At 59.3% G+C, this 20,187-nt stretch carries 18 protein-coding genes; 6 read left to right on the plus strand and 12 right to left on the minus strand.

Translation table 11 applies throughout. The features are described 5' to 3' along the window. Window positions 1–268 precede the first annotated feature (268 nt). On the minus strand, window positions 269–787 hold the full coding sequence (locus tag AC1RN6_RS04320; RefSeq protein ID WP_493003282.1) for a DUF1269 domain-containing protein: 519 nt from the start codon (window positions 785–787) through the stop codon (window positions 269–271). A gap of 237 nt (window positions 788–1,024) precedes the next feature. Here AC1RN6_RS04320 and AC1RN6_RS04325 point away from each other — a divergent pair, with 237 nt between their 5' ends. Together AC1RN6_RS04325 and AC1RN6_RS04330 are read left to right on the plus strand one after the other, a co-directional pair. After that, window positions 1,025–1,327, plus strand: a complete 303-nt coding sequence (locus AC1RN6_RS04325; RefSeq protein ID WP_050477913.1) for an antibiotic biosynthesis monooxygenase family protein — start codon at window positions 1,025–1,027, stop codon at window positions 1,325–1,327. A 293-nt stretch (window positions 1,328–1,620) separates the two neighbouring features. Next, window positions 1,621–2,166 (plus strand): DUF3828 domain-containing protein, encoded by a 546-nt coding sequence (locus AC1RN6_RS04330; protein WP_493003283.1) that lies wholly within the window; start codon window positions 1,621–1,623, stop codon window positions 2,164–2,166. Here the strand turns inward: AC1RN6_RS04330 and AC1RN6_RS04335 are convergent. Then, complete coding sequence (locus AC1RN6_RS04335; RefSeq protein ID WP_493003285.1) at window positions 2,157–2,282, minus strand: hypothetical protein; 126 nt, start codon at window positions 2,280–2,282, stop codon at window positions 2,157–2,159. The genes AC1RN6_RS04330 and AC1RN6_RS04335 overlap by 10 nt on opposite strands. 249 nt (window positions 2,283–2,531) lie before the next feature. On the opposite strand from AC1RN6_RS04335, the gene AC1RN6_RS04340 reads away from it, so the two are divergent. Then, entirely contained in the window at window positions 2,532–3,092 is a 561-nt protein-coding gene (locus tag AC1RN6_RS04340) for a hypothetical protein (RefSeq protein ID WP_493003287.1), read from the plus strand. Window positions 3,093–3,238: 146 nt separating this feature from the next. Continuing rightward, window positions 3,239–4,675, plus strand: a complete 1,437-nt coding sequence (gene sbcB, locus AC1RN6_RS04345) for an exodeoxyribonuclease I (RefSeq protein WP_493003289.1) — start codon at window positions 3,239–3,241, stop codon at window positions 4,673–4,675. Between the two features lie 74 nt (window positions 4,676–4,749). Here the strand turns inward: sbcB and AC1RN6_RS04350 are convergent, their stop codons facing one another. The 3 genes from AC1RN6_RS04350 to AC1RN6_RS04360 all read right to left on the minus strand — a co-directional run bounded on the left by AC1RN6_RS04350 (window position 4,750) and on the right by AC1RN6_RS04360 (window position 6,840). Then, a complete protein-coding gene (locus AC1RN6_RS04350; protein WP_493003291.1) occupies window positions 4,750–5,088 on the minus strand; it encodes a DUF3861 domain-containing protein in 339 nt (112 codons plus the stop codon). Window positions 5,089–5,173: 85 nt separating this feature from the next. After that, the gene (locus AC1RN6_RS04355) at window positions 5,174–5,764 is read right to left on the minus strand and encodes a PadR family transcriptional regulator (RefSeq protein ID WP_493003292.1); all 591 of its coding nucleotides are present in this window, start codon (window positions 5,762–5,764) and stop codon (window positions 5,174–5,176) included. Window positions 5,765–5,850: 86 nt separating this feature from the next. Continuing rightward, entirely contained in the window at window positions 5,851–6,840 is a 990-nt protein-coding gene (locus AC1RN6_RS04360) for a zinc-dependent alcohol dehydrogenase family protein (RefSeq protein WP_493003514.1), read from the minus strand. A 102-nt stretch (window positions 6,841–6,942) separates the two neighbouring features. Here AC1RN6_RS04360 and AC1RN6_RS04365 point away from each other — a divergent pair, with 102 nt between their 5' ends. Beyond that, window positions 6,943–7,869 (plus strand): LysR family transcriptional regulator, encoded by a 927-nt coding sequence (locus AC1RN6_RS04365; protein WP_493003294.1) that lies wholly within the window; start codon window positions 6,943–6,945, stop codon window positions 7,867–7,869. Window positions 7,870–7,920: 51 nt separating this feature from the next. Here the strand turns inward: AC1RN6_RS04365 and AC1RN6_RS04370 are convergent, their stop codons facing one another. The 5 genes from AC1RN6_RS04370 to AC1RN6_RS04390 form a co-directional block, all read right to left on the minus strand. Continuing rightward, window positions 7,921–9,195 (minus strand): cyclic di-GMP phosphodiesterase, encoded by a 1,275-nt coding sequence (locus AC1RN6_RS04370; RefSeq protein ID WP_493003296.1) that lies wholly within the window; start codon window positions 9,193–9,195, stop codon window positions 7,921–7,923. A gap of 177 nt (window positions 9,196–9,372) precedes the next feature. Then, window positions 9,373–11,154 carry a putative bifunctional diguanylate cyclase/phosphodiesterase gene (locus AC1RN6_RS04375; protein WP_493003298.1) on the minus strand — a complete coding sequence of 594 codons (1,782 nt, stop codon included), beginning with the start codon at window positions 11,152–11,154 and terminating at the stop codon, window positions 9,373–9,375. Between the two features lie 31 nt (window positions 11,155–11,185). Further along, window positions 11,186–11,554, minus strand: a complete 369-nt coding sequence (locus tag AC1RN6_RS04380) for a response regulator transcription factor (RefSeq protein ID WP_493003299.1) — start codon at window positions 11,552–11,554, stop codon at window positions 11,186–11,188. A gap of 250 nt (window positions 11,555–11,804) precedes the next feature. Beyond that, a complete protein-coding gene (locus AC1RN6_RS04385; RefSeq protein ID WP_493003301.1) occupies window positions 11,805–12,443 on the minus strand; it encodes a response regulator transcription factor in 639 nt (212 codons plus the stop codon). Beyond that, the gene (locus AC1RN6_RS04390) at window positions 12,436–13,527 is read right to left on the minus strand and encodes a sensor histidine kinase (protein ID WP_493003302.1); all 1,092 of its coding nucleotides are present in this window, start codon (window positions 13,525–13,527) and stop codon (window positions 12,436–12,438) included. Before AC1RN6_RS04390 ends, AC1RN6_RS04385 begins: the two co-directional genes overlap by 8 nt. Before the next feature lie 360 nt (window positions 13,528–13,887). On the opposite strand from AC1RN6_RS04390, the gene AC1RN6_RS04395 reads away from it, so the two are divergent. Beyond that, complete coding sequence (locus tag AC1RN6_RS04395) at window positions 13,888–15,468, plus strand: aminotransferase-like domain-containing protein (RefSeq protein ID WP_493003515.1); 1,581 nt, start codon at window positions 13,888–13,890, stop codon at window positions 15,466–15,468. On the opposite strand, the gene AC1RN6_RS04400 is transcribed toward AC1RN6_RS04395, so the two are convergent. Continuing rightward, window positions 15,438–18,191, minus strand: a complete 2,754-nt coding sequence (locus tag AC1RN6_RS04400; RefSeq protein ID WP_493003304.1) for a bifunctional diguanylate cyclase/phosphodiesterase — start codon at window positions 18,189–18,191, stop codon at window positions 15,438–15,440. The genes AC1RN6_RS04395 and AC1RN6_RS04400 overlap by 31 nt on opposite strands. 25 nt (window positions 18,192–18,216) lie before the next feature. After that, window positions 18,217–19,899 (minus strand): methyl-accepting chemotaxis protein, encoded by a 1,683-nt coding sequence (locus tag AC1RN6_RS04405; protein WP_493003305.1) that lies wholly within the window; start codon window positions 19,897–19,899, stop codon window positions 18,217–18,219. Between the last annotated feature and the right edge of the window lie 288 nt (window positions 19,900–20,187).

Consider the following 20,187-nt stretch of genomic DNA (forward strand, 5'->3'; position numbering starts at 1 on the left):
ACCGGGAGCTAGTGTATTGAGAGGCGGCAAAAATAACAATTGTCTGCCGGGTGGAAACCACCGAAAAACAGCTTAAATGGATAAAAAATTTACGCAGGCAGCGAGCCTTGCTTTTTCGCAGTGCAGATTTCCCGACATGGGGCGTCGCCTGCCCCAATTTGGCCGGGCTGACGTGAATATCCCGATTGTTGAAATCCGATATCCACAAAATACAAACGCAAAAAAAAGCGCACCGGCAAGGCGGTGCGCCAGCTGACGTGAACCACTGTCAGGGGAAAACCGGAATATGCGGTTCCACACCGCGGAAGCTGGCTTCGGGATGACGGCTTTCGATCAGGTCTTCAATCGCCTCGATCCGTTTGAACGGCACATCGACCAGCAACAACACCTTTCCACCGGCGATATCCGCATGAAAGTTTTTCAGCCGCGAATTGGGAATCGCTGCCGCCGCCATGCCTGACATCCAGCTGCCCAGCACGGCTCCCGCAATCGTGGTGATCAGCACTGCGAACAAACTGAGCTGCACCCATTCAGGTGGAAACAGTACGAGCCACAAGCCGCCGGCCATCCCCATCAGCCCGCCTACTAACAAACCCATTTCGGCGCCGTGTGTGAGGTCGGTCTTGTGGAAGAACGTCGCGTCAGGCATGTCGTCCGGCAAGTCGCCGTCGCGCGCCCAGAAATGAATGTGCCGGATTTCGATACGCGCCAGCAAGAGCTCGTCGAGCATGCTGCGCGCACTAGGTACATCCGGCAGCATGAAATACAGCCTTTGTCTGCCTAACATGGTGGTCTCCTTGTCTTCTCACGCAAGGCTCCGCCTACCGCCGCGCACCATGAAAAGCATGGCCGGCGAAGCAGGCCCCGCTGCTTTCAGCATAGTCATTTGTGCAACAAAGTACAGGTTGGCTTGAAGCCTTTTCATCCTGCCCGGGGAGCTACAAGGGCGAGTCACGCAATGCCTGCGGGAAAATGTAATAATCGAGACCCGCTTCATCACCCCTACCCCAATACGGAGACAACAATGATTCTGGAACTTGCCGACATCCGCATCCAGCCAGGCAAACAAGCTGAATTCGACGAAGCCATCCAGCGCGGCATCGTGCAGACGATTTCCAAAGCCAAGGGCTATCTCGGCCACAAGGTGCAAAAAGGTGTGGAAGCGCCTGAACGTTATCTGTTGATGGTGCACTGGGCGACACTGGAAAATCACACTGTCGATTTCCGCGAATCGCCGGCCTTCACTGAATGGCGCGGCATCGTCGGTCCTTTCTTTGCCAGCGCGCCGCACGTCGAGCACTTCGCCCTGCTGACCGAATCGAAATAAGTCCGGGACAAGTTAAAGCCGGACAAGATCGGGAAGCGCATCGGCGTCTTCCCGGATCTGCCTCTGCTTGCTACCGGCAGCACAGCACTCCATTCACTCTTGTCACAGTCCTGTCATCGCAGCAGGTCATTATCCTGCCGCAACAATGATTCCTCAAGGCAACACAACAACTAGGACAAGATGTGGAACGCATGACGCACAGGCCACTCTGACATGACCGCGCATGATCATCTGCTGGTCACGCGCAATACAACACAACACAGCACAACACTGATTTACCCGGACCTTATTGCATGAAGATTTTTACCCGCATCGCAGCCTTGTTCACCGTCGCCTGTGCCGCGGCGTGCAGCGAGCCGCCGGACGATACGCACTTGCAGGAGCGAGTGATTTCCGGGTTTTACCAACAGCACCTGAAGACGCATACGCCCGGCATTCCCAATGCCGACGAGCTCAAACTGCTGCAGCCTTTCCTGTCGCAAGCCTTGTTCGCGCTGCTGAGCAAAGCGTCGGAGACCGAAGTCAGATACCACGCCGCCGCCGAAGACCCGGTGCCTCCGCTGGTAGACGGCGACTTGTTCACGTCCTTGTTTGAAGGCGCCACCTCGTTCAAGCTGGACAGCTGTGAAAGCGAAGACAATCGCGCCTCCTGCCAGGTCAAGTTTCGCCACGCCGGAAGCAATGGCGGCAGCGACGAGAACTGGAAAGACAAGCTGTTGCTGATCAAGGAAAACAATCAATGGCGCATCGACGACATTGAGTTTCTCGGCAACGGCCAGTCGTCGCAGCGCGAATACCTGACCGATACGCTTAGCAGCATCGTTCAGGATTACAACTGAGACTCCCACTCCATCGCCAGACCGCAACTGCGGCTGGCGATACAGCGCGTTCCTTCACCACCGCAGCTGCCGCGCATATTGAAGAAATACGCCCCTTCTTCCGATAATTTCTCCATCAGCGACGCCGGCATGCTGCGGTACGATAGACATCAACGCGCTCATCCCTGCACAGTATTGCTCTGCGCGTGATGAGGCCGGCAGTTTGATTTATGATGTCAGCTGCATTTCCTCGCAGCAACCCGTCATTTTTAATCCGGGGCCGCTGACAGCGTGACCAGATAACAATACGGCAATAAAACAAGTAATGGGCCTGAAACCGGCACGGACATCCGCGTCGCAGACAAAAGGCCAGGGAGAAAAAGATCGTGAAGCAATTCGGCAATACTCTGATTCTTGCAGCCGCCCTGCTGATGGCGGGCTGCAGCGCCAGCAGCGAACAAGAGGCCAAGGACCTGGTCAACAGTTTCTATCAGACGCATCAATCCAACCGTCCGGCCGGCGCCTTGTCGCTCAAGGAACTGATCACCTTCCGCCACTTCCTGTCGGTGCCGCTGTTCGACCTGCTCAAGGATGTTTCCGTCGCCGAGGAAGCGCATCTGGCGCAGACCGACAACCAGACCCCGCCGCTGGTCGACGGCGACCTGTTCACCACGCATCCCAAGGGCGCCTCGACCTATCGCGTGCTCGGCTGCGAAGTCAAGGAAAGCACCAGCACCTGCTCCGTGGAAGTGATCTACAGCGACGCCAAACTGCAGTCGCCGTTCAAATCCACCGACCGCATCGTACTCACCCGCGATGCGCGCGGCTGGGTCATCGACAACATCGAGTACGGCAGCAGCGCCGCCAACAGCGGCATGCATCAGGGCGACCTGCAAAAAAGCCTGCAGGCGATCCTCAACAAGAATGAGCGGCGCATCGTTCAGTAAGCCCGTTCGCATCGCCATCCCAAATCGCCACGCGATCGGCGACAATCTTCGCGTGGCAGTGATCGTCGGTTAAAATCGCGGAAGTTCCGGCCCCGGCCGCGCCCGCTCATTCATTGCTCCGCAATCACCGACTCCTCACTGTCCCGATGTCCAATCACACCTTCCTCTGGCACGACTACGAAACCTTCGGCGCACAGGCACGCCGCGATCGTCCGGCGCAGTTCGCCGCGATCCGCACCGATGCCGACCTCAACGAGATCGGCGATCCGATCATGATCTATTGCAAACCCGCGCCGGATTTCGTGCCGGATCCGCAATCCTGCCTGATCACGCACATCACGCCGCAAGATTGCCTTGAGCGCGGCATTCCCGAATACCAGTTCGCCGCACGGATCGAAGAGGCCATGTCCGAACCAGGCACCATCGGCGTCGGCTACAACACCATTCGCTTCGACGACGAGATCACGCGCTTCATGTTCTGGCGCAATCTGATCGATCCTTATGCACGCGAGTGGCAGAACAATTGCGGCCGCTGGGATTTGCTGGACGTGGTGCGCACCACCTACGCGCTGCGCCCCGAAGGCATCGAATGGCCGAAAAAGGAAGACGGCGTCACGCCCAGCTTCAAACTGGAACACCTGACCAAAGAAAACGGCATCTCGCACGAAGCGGCGCACGATGCGTTGTCCGACGTGCGCGCGACCATCGCCTTTGCGCGCCTGATCAAAGAAAAGCAACCGCGCCTGTTCGATTTCTGTCTGGCCCTGCACAAGAAAGACCGCGTCGCCGCTGAAATCGGTTTGCCGACGCCGAAGCCCTTCCTGCATGTGTCGGGCATGTTCCCCGCTACGCAAGGTTGCCTCGCCGTGATGTGGCCGCTCGGTACGCATCCGACCAACAAGAACGAAATAATCGCCTGGGACCTGAGCCGCGACCCGAGCGAACTGGCCGGGCTGGACGTCGACACGATCCGCACCCGCATGTTCAGCAAGACCGACGATCTGCCGGAAGGCGTCTCGCGCCTGCCGGTCAAGACCATCCATCTGAACAAGTCGCCGATGGTGATCGCCAGTCTGAAGACACTCACGCCGGCGCGCGCCGCCGAACTCAATCTCGACATCGACGCCGCATTGCAAAACGCCGCCGCTGCTGCCGCCCTGCCAGAAATGGGGGCGGTCTGGGCCAAGGTGTTCCAGCGTCCGAAGGAAGCAGCGCCGGATGTGGATGAAGATTTGTACGGCGGGTTCGTCGGCAACAACGACCGCCGCCAACTGACGCAACTGCGCGCGCTGTCGCCGCAACAATTGGCACAGGCGCGCATCACCTTTGACGATGTCAGGCTGGAGGAACTGCTGTTCCGCTACCGCGCGCGCAACTTCCCCGACAGCCTGTCGGCGGAAGAAGCACAACGCTGGGAAGAGCACCGTGCCGCGCGCCTGTTTGAAGGCGAAGGCGGTGCGCGTACGCTGGACGAGCTGTTCGAACAGATTGACCAGTTGTCCGAAAGCGTGGATGAACGCGGCGAAGAAATCCTCGGCGCGCTGTATGACTATGCAGAAATGATTGCGCCGGAACGGTCCTGATCAAGCAGGCTCAACGGCAGAACACGGCCTGGCTGGTTTGCTGGGAGTGTTCTCTGTCGCGACATGAAGCCGGTTTATTGCGACGGCGAGTCGCCGCGATCACTGGTCGCCGGCGGTGCGTCCAGAGCAGGCAGCGATTTCAGCTTGCCGATAAATTCGCGCAGCGGCGACTGAATGTCTTCGAAAAGCGGATGTTTGCGATTCTTCAGGATGACCTCCCCGAACAGCTTCATCCCCAGCGCCAGCGAAGCGCTGGTATCCGCATCGAATTGATTCTTGCTGCGGATCTTGTCGATGATGCCGACAATATCGTCGTGATTGCCGGCTTCAAATTGCATCGGCGCATGCTGCGTCTGGCCTTCGGAAGCCGTCGCCAGATGTTCCACGGTAATGCGATAGCGATGTTCTCTCATTGCGAGTCCTTTCGGATTTTTTCGATTAAGACGCCGGTGACGGCCAACTGCGGCCGATCACGAGCGCAGGTCGAATCATCTTCAATCATGTGCGTTCAATCGCCACGGCGGCGCGATCGATGATGTCGATGATGGCGTGCAGTTGCTGCTGATCGAGTTCACCCTTGGCCAGCCGCGTATGCAGCGCCATTTTGAAATTCTGGATCGAGCGGCGCAGTTCCGGTGTGTCGGTGCCGGCGCCGCTGGCGCGTTGTTTCAACTCCAGACGCTTGAGTACGTGGTCCAGCGCTTCCTTGTTCTGATCCAGAAAGTCCACGCCTTCGGCGGTCACGCGATACAGCTTCTTGCCGCCGTTTTCCGCTTCCACTGCGGCATATCCCATTTCTTCGAGCAAAGTCAGCGTCGGGTAAATCACACCCGGGCTCGGACTGTAGTCGCCGCCGACCAATTGCTCGATGGCCTTGATGACTTCATAGCCGTGGCGCGACTTGTCCTGCAACAGATGCAGAATCACCAGACGCAGGCTGCCCTGCTCAAACATGCGCGGACCGCGTCCGCCTTCCCTGCCGCCGCGACCGCGACCGCCACCCTCATCAAACAGACCGCCGCCGTGATGCGGACGCTCATGGCGATGATGTGCGGGACCATGATGGCCCCCGATAAAACGTCCAAACATGATGTTTCCTTTCTTCGTTAAGACATTTACTAAGATATATCTTAGAAATTACTAAGTCAATACGTAGAAAGGAATTTATTTTGTTATCAGATCGTCACAACGATTTTGCCGAACTGTTCGTTTCCTTCCAGATAGCGATGCGCCTCGACGATCTGATCGATCGTAAAAATCCTGGCAATGATTGGTCGCAACGCGCCGGAGGCCAGCCCGCCGAGGATGAATTGCTTCGCAATATCAAGGTGCTCCGCATTGCCGATCAGTTCGTGTACAAGGTAGCCGCGCAACGTCAGCGTCTTGCTCAGCACCGCAGCCAAGGGAAACGGCGTCGGCTCCCGGCTCAGGCCGCCGTACTCGATCAACATGCCGCCGCGCGACATAGCCTCGGTCAACGGACCGAAAATCGGGCCGCCGACCGGATCGAGTACCACCCGAGCCCCCTGTGCATGTGTGATCCCGGCCAGGCGCGCGGCCAGATCTTCTTCAGACGAAGCCACCACGTGGGCTGCCCCGGCGTCCAGCAGCGCCTGCTTCTTGGCTGATGTGCGCGTAACGGCCACGGGAACGGCACCGACCATATTGGCGATCTGGATCGCCGCCAGCCCGACACTACTCGATGCGGCAGTGATAACCACGACATCGCCGCGACTCAACCCGGCAACGCCGATCAACGCGCCATAGGCGGTGAGATATTGCATCCACACAGCGGCGGCCTGCTCGGTGCTCAGCGAGGGGGGATTCCTGACCACCCTGCCGGCCGGGACGTTGATCAGTTCCGCATAGGCCGGCGAGCGCACCATCGATACCGGCGGAATGATGCTCACTGCCTCACCCGGTTTGAAGCCGGCCGCACCGTCACCGACGGCGACGACAAGACCCGCGGCTTCCAGCCCGAGGCCGGAGGGAAATACCGGTGTTTCGATATACGTCCCTGCCCGCAACAAGGCTTCCGCGCGATTCAACCCGAGCGCCTGCACGCGGATCTGCACCTCGCCTGCGCCGGGTGCCGCCGGCTCCACATCCTCGACAAGCAATACTTCCGGACCGCCATGCTGATAAAACCGAACAACCTTCGCCATATGAATACCTCGTAACCAGTAGTTATGAACGTACTCTACCAACCCAAAAATTACCGATAAATGGGCGATAATGAGCTTCACTAGTAACCATTGGTTTTGAATATGGATCGACTGACCAGCATGCATGTCTTCGTCAAAGCCGTCGATCTCGGCTCGTTTGCCGCCGCAGCCGACGCGCTCAGCCTGTCGGCGCCGATGGTCGGCAAGCACATCCGTTTTCTGGAAGAACGTCTTGGCGTGCGGCTCATCAATCGCACCACACGGCGTCAGAGCCTGACGGATTTCGGGCTGGCCTACTACGAGCGCTGCAAACTGATCCTCGCGGAATCGGACGCTGCCGACGGTCTCGCCGCCGACCATCTGGCGGAGCCGCGCGGCAAGCTGCGCGTAACGCTGCCCGTGCATTTCGGGCGCCATTGTGCGATGCCGGTCCTGCTCGCCTTCGCCCAGCGTTATCCGGCGTTGGAACTGGATCTGTCGCTGAGCGACCGCTTTGCCGATCTGGCGGAGGATGGCTATGACCTGGCCGTCAGGACCGGGCCGCTGGCCGACAGCGCCGGCATGGTGGCGCGCCGCATTGCGCGGCAACGCATGATTGTCTGTGCGTCACCCGGCTACCTCGATACCTACGGCACACCGGCGACCATCGAAGATCTGGCGCATCACCACGCGGTCGCTTATCGCCGCTCAGGTCCGGTGCCGCCGTGGCAGTTTCCTCGCACGGACGGGTCGTCCATCGACATCACGCCGCCGGCGCGCTTTCGCTTCGACGATCTTGCGGCGATTGCCGATGCCGTCAGTACCGGTGCAGGTCTGGGGTGGCTGCCGTCGTGGCTCGTGCGCGAGCGTATCGAGGCGGGGATGCTGGTGGAGGTCTTGCCAGAGCAGTCCGGCTATCCCTACGACGTTTTTGCGCTCTGGCTGCAAACGCCGCATCTGCCGTTGAAGGTCAGACTCGCAGTGGATGCCTTGGTCGACGAGCTGCCGCAGATCATGTCGGGAAAGCAAAGCGGCGACGCGTCGCAATGACGCTCGCCGCTTATGTCAGGGAGGAAATCAGGAGAAAAATCAGGAGAAAAATCAGGATTTAGGCTGTGAAGGCTGCGTCCACATCTTGTCCAGACCATTGTATTTCAGCCACTCTTCGCCGCCGCGCTGTTTGATGCGGTCTGTCGCATCGGGGTCGGACAGATCGATGACTTCGGAGTCGATGATTTCACCCTCGCTGTTGTAGCGGAACGCCTTCACCACCGGCTTGGTCAGGACCACCGAACTCTGGCGGATCACCAGCCCCAGACGGCCGGATTCCATCTTCAGCAGGGAACCGATCGGATAAATACCCAGCGTCTTGACGAAGGCCGACATGATGGTCTTGTCGAAATGACCGGTCCAGGTCGCCATGTTGGTGAGCGTCTCGGCGGGATCCCAGCCCTTCTTGTAAGGCCGCTCCGAAGTGACCGCATCGTACACATCGCAAACCGAGGTCATGCGCGCCAGCAGCGAAATCCCGGCGCCGCTCAGACCATGCGGATAGCCGGTGCCGTCGATCTTTTCGTGATGGTGCATGCAGACGTCGGTCGCATAGTCGGGGATATTGGAATTCTTGACCAGATGATCATGGCCGAGCACCGTATGGCGCTTGACGACTTCGAACTCCGCCGGCGTCAGGCTGCCCGGCTTGTGCAAAATGTCCACCGGAATGAAGGCCTTGCCGACGTCATGCAGCAAGCCTGCCAGCCCCGCCTCTTTACAGGCGACCTCATCCATTCCCAGCGTACGGGCCAGCGCCACCATCAGGGTGCACACCGCAACCGAATGCATGTAGGTGTAATCGTCAGCGATCTTCAGGCGCACGATGCTGGTCAATGCACTGCTGTCGCGCAAGATCGATGCGGTGACCTGATCGACCAGATGCTGACAGCGATCCATGTCGATGACGCGGCCCAGCCGCACATCGGTGAACATGGCCTTGGCAGTGTCCTTGGCGCTTTCGCACAGCAGGCGGGCCTGCTCGACTTCCGCAAAAAAAGGATCGGAAGCGGTGGCAATCGTCACCGTGACGGTCGGCTCGTCTTTGTTTTCTTCGGCTATCGACAGGACAGGCAGCGCCGGCGCTTCGTCGGCAGGGCTTTCTTCGGCGTCATCTTCCGCCGTCTCTTCGGGGACGTCCTTGCCCTGGTCGATATCGATCCAGCAGTCCGCAATCCCGCTCGCCTGCGCCTGCTGCAAATGCGCCGCGTCTTTCAGGAGGAAGCGATTTCTCCAAAAAGGATGGTCCATCCAGGACGCTTCGAAACCACAGAAGTACATTCCCAGTTCGAGTTGTTCGACTTTTATTTTTTTCAGGCGGCTCATGTTTCTGCAATCAGACAGGCTATCAGCCGAATTATCGCGTTATTTTGGGCTCACACCAAAATATTATTGCAAATATGAAAGCCGCTGCCTGATCTTTATTGCCGTACTTGCAACATCCCGCAGATGACGCACCCCGCTTCTTGGGCAAGCGCGCCGGAAGCCTGACCAGTCGCTGACTCAGGCAGTCCGGTACTGATAGGGATACTGGCTTTGCACGAACGGCAGCACATGCTCGCCTGCCAGCGGACGACTATAGTAATAGCCCTGGATCTCATCGCAGGAAAGGCGCTTGAGCCATTCGCGCTGGTCGATGGTTTCCACGCCTTCGGCGATGACGTTGATCCCCAGCGTATGCCCCAGACCGATCACCGCTTCCACGATGGCGGAGTCTTGCGAATGCGGTTTCAGCTGGCGCACGAAAGACTGATCGATCTTGAGCTTGTCGATAGGAAAGCGCTTCAGGTACGACAGGCTCGAATAGCCGGTGCCGAAGTCGTCAATCGACAGCTTCAGTCCGAGTGCGCGCAATTTGTGCAGCAACGCGATGGCGTTCTCGGTTTGTTCCATCACCGCACCTTCGGTGATTTCCAGTTCCAGCGTAGCCGGATCGATTTGCGTCTGTTGCAGCAAGCGTTCGATCTTGCGCAGGAAATCCGGATGCAAGAACTGGCGCGGCGAGATGTTGACCGCAATGACGAAATCCTTGCCGGTCTGTGCACGCAACGCCAGGATCTTCGCACAGGCACGTTCCAGCACCCAGTCGCCGATGGCGATCACCAGGCCGGACTCTTCGGCAATCGGGATGAATTCTGCGGGCGGCACCAACTGGCCGCCGCGACGCCAGCGCACCAGCGCTTCGAAGCCGATCAACTCGGCGTCGCGCAGACGCTGCTGCGGCTGGAAGTGCAGTTCAAGCTCGTCGCGTTGCAACGCGTGAATCAATTGCGATTCCAGATCCACGCGACGCTCGGCTTCGGTATTAAGTTCTTCGGAATAAGCGACCAGCAGATTGCCGCCGGCGGCGCGCGCCGATTGCAAGGCGGCGTCGGCGTTGCGCAGCAGGGTTGCGGGCTCGGTGCCGTGACGCGGATATTCCACCGCGCCCAGACTGAGACTGGAAAACACTTCATGCGCACGGCAGACGAACGGCGAATTCATGTCGGCCTGCAAGGCCTTCAAGGCCGCACCGAACGCCGGCGAGTGCGCCGGGTGGCGATACAGGATCACGAAATTGGCGCCGTCTAGCCGGAACACTTCGCCGTCATGCGCAGCGGCGGCGGCATTGAGACGATTGGCGATATCCATGGTCATCTGATCGGCAAACTCATGGCCGTAAGCGCCGATGACGCGTTCAAAGCGGTCGATACTGCCCAGCACCACAGCATGCGTACGGCCACGCAGACGACGCAGTCGACGCTCCAATGCGCGGCGATGGCCGAGTCCGGTCAGCGGATCATGGGCCGCCTGATGCGCCAGCGCATCTTCGGAACGGAAGCGCGCCCAGATGTGATACATCATGAACAGCGCCGTCAACAGCGCCAGCATGTTGAACCAGTGCACCAGATGGGCGATGCGATTGATGTTGCCGTCGACCAGGCCGCCTTCGCGCAACAACTCATTGACGTCATGCATGCTCTGCGAGGAAAGCTCCCACTGCACCAGCGGCGCCGCAGCGCTGCGTATGTTCTCGACGGTGGTCTGCATCACCAGCGACAGGCCGATGCCCGAACCGATCACCAGCAGCAGCAAGGTATAAATGGGCCAGCGCGCATGCTTGCTGACGCGCTGCCTGAAATCATCCATGAATCCCGGAGAAAAACGTGAAGCCAGACCAGCCGGCAAGTACTGGGAAAGGCTGGTCTTCAGCTTTTCAACAAGCATCGCGACAGACTTTGGCGGCGCCGGTTCCGGCGTTCGTTTAGCCTTCGGTTTGAAGGATTGCGACAACAGGTTTTCCATTTTCCCCTCCATTCATGTGGGCGAACCCGCTTCAGGGCGCCAGCACTTGTTCAATACACCGGACCATCTCGTTGCCGTTGAAAGGCTTGCTCAAAAAGTGTGCGGCACCTGCCGCCATCGCACGTGCACGTGTGGCCGGCGACGGATAAGCGGTCACCACAATGACCGGCACCGCGCACTGTTCTTTCCGGAGAAATTCCAGCAACTCCACCCCGCTCATGCCAGGCATCTGCACATCCGTGATGATGCAATCGATCTGCGCATAGGCTGCCCTGGCAACAAAATCGTCCGCAGATGAAAAGCCGGCCGCCTCCAGGCCGAGGGAACGTGCCAGACCCACCAACGCATCGCGCACCGAACTGTCGTCATCTACCACTGCAATCTTGCTGATCTTTGTCACGCCGTATCCTTGTTGCCATCAGCCGCCTGCAATCCTGGCCGCAGGCAGTGTTTATGAATCCATGGATGCAGAGTAACAAACATGCGGCCGCGAAATAACCATACGATGGTATGAGTAGAGGACCGAAAAAACAGAGGAAAAAGAAGGATACGGCCCGCAAAAGCAGGCCGTGAAAGGGATTCATGACTTCCATCAGGATAGACGCAGAGCCGGATGGCTGCGGCGTCGCTGACAGCTCGGGCGGCGACCGTCAGGAAACCGGCGGCTCCAGCGCCTGCACCATGCGCACCAGATCGGCGAAGGACTTGGCCTGCATTTTCTTCATGGCGTTGCCGCGGTGGATCTTGACCGTGATTTCGCTGGTGCCGAGCTGACCGGCGATCTGTTTGTTGAGCAAGCCGCTGGCCGCCAGCTTCATGACCTCCGACTCGCGCGGCGTCAGGCTGGCGTAGCGAGCCGCCAGACCGGAACTGGCTTGCCGCGACTCGCGCGATTTGCGGTCCTTGTCCAGCGCAACGCCGACAGCGTCGAGCAAGTCCTGCTCGCGAAACGGCTTGGTCAGGAAATCGACCGCCCCCGCTTTCATCGCCCGTACGCTCATGGGAATATCGCCATGCCCGGTCATAAGGATGACCGGCATGGTGCTGCCGGACTTGAGCAGCTCCGCCTGAAAGTCCAGCCCGCTGATGCCTTGGAGCCGCACATCCAGCAACAGGCAACTGGGCGCATCAAGCGCCGCCCGCTGCAAGAAGGCGGCGGCCGATGCAAATGCCTGCACCTGCATGCCCACTGAACGCAACAAGCTGCTCAAGGCGCCACGCAGCGCCTCATCGTCGTCGACGATATAAACCATCGGTACCGCCGCCATGGCGGCTGTCGGATTAGCCATGGATGACCTCCTCCGCTGCAGCCGGCAAATGGAACGAAATCGTCGCACCATATACATCGTTGTTCTGCGCCTGAATCCGTCCGCCGTGCGCTTCAATGATGGAGCGGCAAATCGGCAAACCCATCCCCATGCCATCCTTTTTGGTGGTGAAAAAAGCCTCAAACAGGCGGCCGATATGTGCAGCAGGAAAGCCCGGACCGGTGTCGGATATCGTCATCGCCACACTCGTTCCCTCTTCCGTCTGGCGCAAGAATGACTTGACGCTTAACAAGCGTTCTTTGCTATGCGCTTCGGTCATGGCCTGGATGCTGTTCATCAGCAAGTTGATCACCACCTGCTGCAATTGCACGCGGTCGGCGCATACCGGCGACAGGTCGTCTTGCAGGTCAAGGCTGAGCAGCACACCTGTGCGCGCCAGCTCCCGCTGCACCAGATCACAGCTCTCGCGCGCCACTTCGTTGAGATTCAGCGCGACATAAGATGGTTCGGCCTTGCGCGCCATGGCGCGGATGCGGCGGATGATTTCGCTGGCGCGGTGCGCATCGCGCAGCATGCCGTCGACCGCCATGCGCGCTTCATCCAGATCCGGCTGCGGCCGGTTGAGCCAGCGCAGGCAGGCTTCGCCATGCGTAGCGATCGCCGCCAGGGGCTGATTGACTTCATGCGCGATGGAAGCCGCCAGTTCACCCAGCGTGGTCACGCGGCTGGTATGCGCCAGCTGCGTCTGCGCCTGATGCAGGGCTTCTTCACGCTGGATCAGGGCATTGGCGGCGGCCTGCCCTTTCAGCGCCAGGAAGGCGGTGATGACGATTGCCGCCAGACTCACAAGACAACGCGCCAACGCTGCGTCGTAAGTAGTCAGGCCGTGCGATGTAGCGTAAGCGACCAGCGTAAGAACGATACATAAAGCGGTCATTGCCACCACGCCGCGCCGCGGCCATGCCGCAACCGACAGCAGTACAACCACGACATACAACACCGCAATGGCGATATCCAGCGGCGTCAATGCATCGATTGCAAAGATCGCCACCGTCAACACGCCTGCACTGATCGGCAGCAGCGGTGATCGAGCGGAAATGAACATGCCAGCCCCTGTTATTGATGTTCTGTTTGTTGTTTTCAGACCTACCTCTGCGTGCGAGTATAAGCGCGGATGAATTGTAAGAACATGCGTATTACACTAAAGTATAAGTAAGCGGCATCAGGTTATACGAGCCTGCAGCGGAGAAACGACAGACGCCGGCCGGCGCTGTCTCGCGGTATCGTCTGGGGAAAACGGCCTGATCTGCATATAGTTTCCCTGCCTGCTTCACACAAAGCGGATCGGTGCACCGGTATCCATTTCTTCATGGAAAGCACGGTTCATACCCACGTATGATTGGCGTGGCACAGTCGGCGGCATAGCATAAAAAAGCTGGTGCACCTGCGCCAGGGGGAGAACATGATGACGCTCTACGAAACACTTGCCGACACGATCAGTCAGCAGATCGAACAAGGCCTCATGCGGGAAGGCGAAAAGATTCCGTCCGTCCGCCGCACGAGCCAGTTGCACAATCTCAGCATTTCCACGGTGATACGCGCCTTCCTGTTGCTGGAGAGCCGCGGCATCATCGAAAGCCGTCCGCAGTCCGGTTATTTCGTCCGGGTGCATGGCAAAGATCCCGCCTCACGCAAGGACGGCAAGCCGCAAGACACCGTTCCGCTGGACGTCAGCGGCGAACCGCCCGTCACAGCTTCCATGCCGCCCTATGCGATGGCGCTGTCGAACCTGCGCTCGATCAACAGCAAGAACTCCTTGCCGCTGGGCTCACCCTATCCCGACCCCTCCTTGTTTCCCTGGGCCAGAATCAGCCAGCTGGCGCGCGGACTATATCGCCGCCGCGAGCGCCAGGAACTCATGGGCGCCTTGCCGCCAGGCAATCAAGAACTGATCCGCCAGATCGCGCGCCGCCATCTGGAAACCGGCATGGCGATCAGCGCTGCTGAAATTATCATCACCGAAGGCGCCACCGAAGCCATCAACCTCTGCCTGCAAGCCATCGGCAAACCGGGCGACGCCATCGCCGTGGAGTCGCCCACCTATTACGCCGTGCTGCACGCCATCGAACGCAGAGGCATGCTGGCCGTGCCGATCCCTACCGATCCCGAAGCCGGCATCGACGTCAACGCGCTGGAAAGCGCCATCATCGCCTCAACCGACCGCCGCATCGTCGGCTGCATCGTCATGCCCAACTTCCAGAACCCGCTCGGCTTCAACATGCCGGAGCGGCGCAAAAAAGCGCTGGTCGAGATGATGACGCGACATGGCTTGCCGATCATTGAAAACGATGTCTACGGCGAGTTGCATTTCGGCGAACAACGGCCCAAGTCGCTCAAGGCCTTCGACACGCAGGGGCTGGTGCTGTACTGCAGCTCGTTCTCCAAAAGCCTGACCGCCGAATACCGTATCGGCTGGACGCTGACTGGACGCTACCGTCAGGAAATCGAGCATCTGAAGTTCCTCAACACCGTGACCACGCCGTCTCTGCCGCAAATCGCCATCGCCGAATATCTGAAAAACGAAGGCTACGATTTTCATCTGCGCCGCCTGCGCAAGACCTATGCACAGCAAGTCCGCATCATGACTGCGGCAGTCAAGCGCTTCTTCCCCGAAGGGACCACGACTTCGCAGCCCGGCGGCGGCTATCTGCTGTGGATCGTGCTGCCGGCGCACGTCAATGCGCTGGAACTATATTCCCGCGCGCAAGCGCTCGATATCAGCATCGCACCGGGTCCGATGTTTTCTCTCGACGGCGGCTTCACCAACTGCGTGCGTCTGAACTACAGCTTTGCCTGGAACCAGACCATGGAAACGGCAGTGCGCACGCTCGGCGAGATTGCCAAAGAACTGAACGAAAAAGAACCGGTCATTGAATCGGCCGAAATTCACCGGGCCCGCTTCATCGAAGCGAAGAAGGCTGCAGACGCCGCCGCGCGCAATGCAACGCTGCCGCCTCAGGCAATCGGACTGACCAAGGCCAATTGATGGATGCGGCCGCCGGTCTGGGCCGTCCCTTCCGACGCGATGAACCAGCTTCCCAATTCAGAGATGGGTCCCGGCTTGGCGAACAGATATCCCTGAAAGCTGCCGCATCCTATCTTCCTCAATGCCGCCCATTGCTCGGCGGTCTCCACCCCTTCCGCCACCACCTGCAAGCCCATGCTTTGCGCCAGACTGACGATGGTCCTGACGATCGATGAGGCGTGCGGCGTCAACAGCATGTCCTGCACGAAGGACCTGTCGATCTTCAACTGATCGATGGGCAGCTTCTTCAGATAGCTCAGCGAGGAATATCCGGTACCGAAATCGTCGAGCGAAAAGCCCACGCCGTGCGTCTTGAGCATGCTCATCTTGGCGATCAGATCTTCGATGTCGGTCAGCAGCATGCTCTCGGTCAATTCCAGTTTCAGCCGCCGCGGATTGGCGCCGGTACGCTCGATGATCTGCAGGATGCGTTGAGTAAATTCGGGCTGGCGGAACTGCCGCGCGCTGACATTGACCGCGATTGTCAGATGCTCGGTTTCATAGCTCTTCGACCAGTGCACCAATTGCTCGCAAGCCGTTTCCAGCGCCCACTCGCCGAACTCGACGATGATGCCGGACTTCTCCGCCTGGCTGATGAAGGTGCCGGGAAACACCAGCCCGCGCAACGGATGGCCCCAGCGCATCAGCGCTTCGACGCCGCTCAGCCGTCCTTCCGCATCGACAATGGGCTGGTAATGCAGCAGCAATTCGCGGCGCGTCAGTGCATGACGCAAATCGCTTTCCAGCATGGCGATTTCATCCAGCGCCTCCTGCATGCCGGGATTGAAGAAGCGGAAGGTATTGCGGCCGGCCGCCTTGGCTTCGTACATCGCCATGTCGGCCTGACGCAGCAGATCGTTGACGGTGTGCAGGCCGGCGCCGAACATCACTACGCCGATGCTGGGCGTGCTGCGCAGTTCGTAGCCGCCCAGCGAATAACCGGCATTGAGCGCCGAAAGCACTTTGCGGCAGACGAACTCGGCATTGTTGGCGGCCTCTTCCGGCGTCGTTCCCAGGTCGTCCAGCAAGATGACGAACTCATCGCCGCCCAGACGCGCCACCGTGTCGGCTTCGCGCGTTACCTGCTTCAGGCGCAGGGCGACGATGCCCAGCAACTGATCGCCCATATCATGTCCCATGGTGTCGTTGAGAGATTTGAAATTGTCGAGGTCGACGAAGATGACGGCGCCGTGATAGCCGCCCCGGCCGCTTTTGGCGACCGCATGCCCGAGCCGGTCCAGCAGCAGGCGGCGGTTGGGCAGATTGGTCAGCCCATCGTAGAAGGCCAGATGCGCAATGTCTGCTTCTGCTTTCTTGCGCGCGCTGATATCCATGCGCGTACCGACCATGCGCAAGGGACGCCCCTGCTGGTCACGCTGCACCACCCTGCCGCGGCACTGGATCCAGACCCATTGGCCGTCGCGATGCAGCATCTGATACTCGGCCTCAAAGGAATTGGAACTATCGATCAGATGCAGGCGCAATGCCTCATCCAAGGCCTCGCGATGTTCCGGATTGACCAGCTTGCGCCATTCGCCGGGGCCGTTGTGCTGCTTCTCCGCCGAGTAACCGAGGATAGCGTTGCTGCGTGCATCGACAGTGCGGCAGTCGCTGGGGATGTGCCAGTCCCACAGACCGAGATTGACGCTGCTCAGCGCCAGCTCCATGCGTTCCGCAGCTTCCGCCTGGCGTTCTTCCTGAATGCGTTTGAGACTGTGCACCATGCCGCGGCGACGCTGGATGAAAGCCAGCACCAGTGCGCCTGTCAAAGCGAAAGTGCCCCACGCCGACAGATAGGACAAAGCCAGGTCATGCCATCCCGCATGCAGGCGCTCGACGTTGCGCGTCAGGCTGATGACCAGGGTCTTGTCGAGTCCCATGTCGCCCGGCGTGACGGTGCGTTGCACCACCATGCGCTTTTCGCCGTTTGCGGTGCGCCCGGTCAACACGCTGGTGCTGCCGCCGCTGCGCAGATGGCGCGCCAGAAAATCGTCGTCGTTGATGGCCTGCGAACGCATCTCGGTCAGGTTGGCCGGTACGAAGAGTATGCGGCGGCCGTCTTCTTCGGTGATGGCGCTGTTCATGTCTTCCGCATACAGTGCGGAACGCATCACGGCGTCGAAATATTCAGGATTGAGAATGGCGCTGATCACGCCGGCATTGCGCCCCTCCGCATCCAGCAGCGGTACCGACAGCTTGATGTTGAACACGCCCGGTGTGTTCTCATAGGGTTGCGACAGATACATCAGGTTGCGTGAATACATGCGTGAGATCTGCGACAGAAAATCGCGGTCGTCGAGATGGCGATCGCCCATGTCATCCGCCGACATGCGTATCTTGCCGTCGGCATTGATCACCACCATGGCGCGTACGCCCGGCATGGCGCGCTTGAGCGACTGCAGCAACAGTTGCTGACAGGTGGCGTCGCAATGACTGGGGTTGCCGATGGCGTCCCTCGCACTGTCCAGCGCGTTGCGCACGCCCTGAAACTGATGCGACAGATTCTCTTCGATAATGCGTGTCTGCATCTGCATGCGCGAAGTTTCGGCGGTGGTGATGAGCCGCCGTTCGGACCAGATGAAATTGGCAATCAGCAGTGCGGCAAAGACCAGCACGGCCACAAATGCGCCCCATTCCAGAACGGTGCGATTAAAACCCACATGATCGAACAGATGTTTACGCATGACGCCTCCAAGGCCTGATGCAAACTCAGGCAAAGCTTTCCGGCAACAGCAGCGACGGCTGCGGTACGGATCGCGTTGACAATTGCGCTGGCGACTGCGCCGGCAACTGTGCAGATAAATGTGCAGATGAGTGAGCAAATAGGTGAGCGGGCCGGACCACGGCCTCCGCCAGCTTGAAGCGGCCGGCAACGCGTTCCAGCTCGGTCGCCTGTTCGCTCAACGCCGCCGCAGCGGCAGCGGCTTGCTCCACCAGCGCTGCGTTCTGCTGAGTGACCTGATCCATTTCCGATACGGCGTGATTGATCTGGTCGATACCTGAACTCTGCTCATTGCTCGCCATTGCAATATCGGCCATGGTCCGGCTGATGCCACGCACCTGCGCGACCACGTCTTCGATGGTGCGCCCGGCGTCTTCCACCTGACGTCCGCCGGCCTCGACCTGCTGCATGGATTCATCGATGAGCGCCTTGATCTCATGCGATGCCGTGGCGGCGCGCTGCGCCAGGCTTCTGACCTCGGTGGCGACAACCGCGAAGCCGCGTCCCGATTCGCCGGCACGTGCGGCTTCCACCGCTGCATTGAGCGCCAGGATGTTGGTCTGGAAGGCGATGCCGTCAATGATGGCCGTGATGTTGACCACTTGCCTGGACGTCTTGTCGATGGCCGCCATCGTCTCGATGACGCGACCGACCGCCAGGCCGCCTTCGTGCGCAGCATTGGCCGCGGAACTGACCAGTTGGCTGACCTCGCGAGCATGGTCCGCATTCTGGTGCACGGCGCCGGTAAGTTGCTCCAGCGACGACGCCGTTTCTTCCAGCGAACTGGCTTGCGCTTCGGTGCGCGCCGACAGGTCCATATTGCCGCGAGCGATTTCCTGCGAGGCCTGCAGGATGGCGTGCGCGCCCTGCGCTACCTGCGCAATGATGTCGCCCAATCCGGCATTCATATCCTTAAGCGCCAGCAGCATCTGGCCGGTCTCGTCGCGATTGGTCACGATGATCTGCTGGCGCAGGTCTCCCTCGGCGACTGTGCGCGCAAAAGCAACGGCGCGTGCCAGCGGACGGGTGATGCTGCGGCTGATCCACCACGCCAGCAGGGTCGCCAGCACCAGCGTCGCGACGCCCAGCGCAATCATCACAAATCTGGCGGAACTGACGATGCGTTGCGACTCAAGCCGGCTCTTCGCGACGACATCGCGCTGATGCTCGACCAGCACCTTGATTTGTGCCTGCAATGCCTCCAGCAACGGCATGGTCTGCCTGCGCGCCAATGATGCGGCCGCGGCATCGTCGCCTGCATCGAGCAATTTCGACACCTCGAGATAGGACGCCGCATACTTCTGCCGGGCCTCCTTGACTGCATCCAGATATTTCTTTCCCTCATCGGACATGACCAGGCGATCCAGCGTCTCTACCGCCTTGAGCGATATCGCAATATTGCTCATCACTTCGCCTTTGATCTTCGCGATTTCGGCTTTATCGGTAGTGATGAACAAAGACAGGACCCGTCCCATATTGGAGCGAGTCACCCCATCAACAGTCTGTATCGCATCCAGCTTGGCCCAGTCCTCATCCATCACCTTTTCCTGGATCGCGGAAATTCTCTGAACCTGGAAAAGACTGATGACGATCAGCACCGCCATCATGAAGAGTACAAAGGCGAACGCCATTGCGAGTCGAACACGAATAGAGAAATTGCCTGGCTTCATTTGAGTCTCCCGATGGACGTGCATGAACCGGGAACAGATGTTCGATGCGAACGTCTTCATTCCAGGTTGCATTGTCAGGAGCAAGTCTAGAAGCAAGACGCGATGCGATGGACATACAAACCATCGTACGAACGGGGAGTACAGTTATGCAGGAATGAGAACGCCTTACCGCAACGTCTCTACGCTCTCAATTCCTTATCCAAAGCGGAGTTCAGGGAAACTGTGTACTTTAAAAATGAAGACAGAAAGAGTACAGATGACGCTCGCGTGACGCCAGACTGTATTGCA

The sequence above is a fragment of the Herbaspirillum sp. GW822-FHT03A08 genome, from assembly GCF_058801885.1.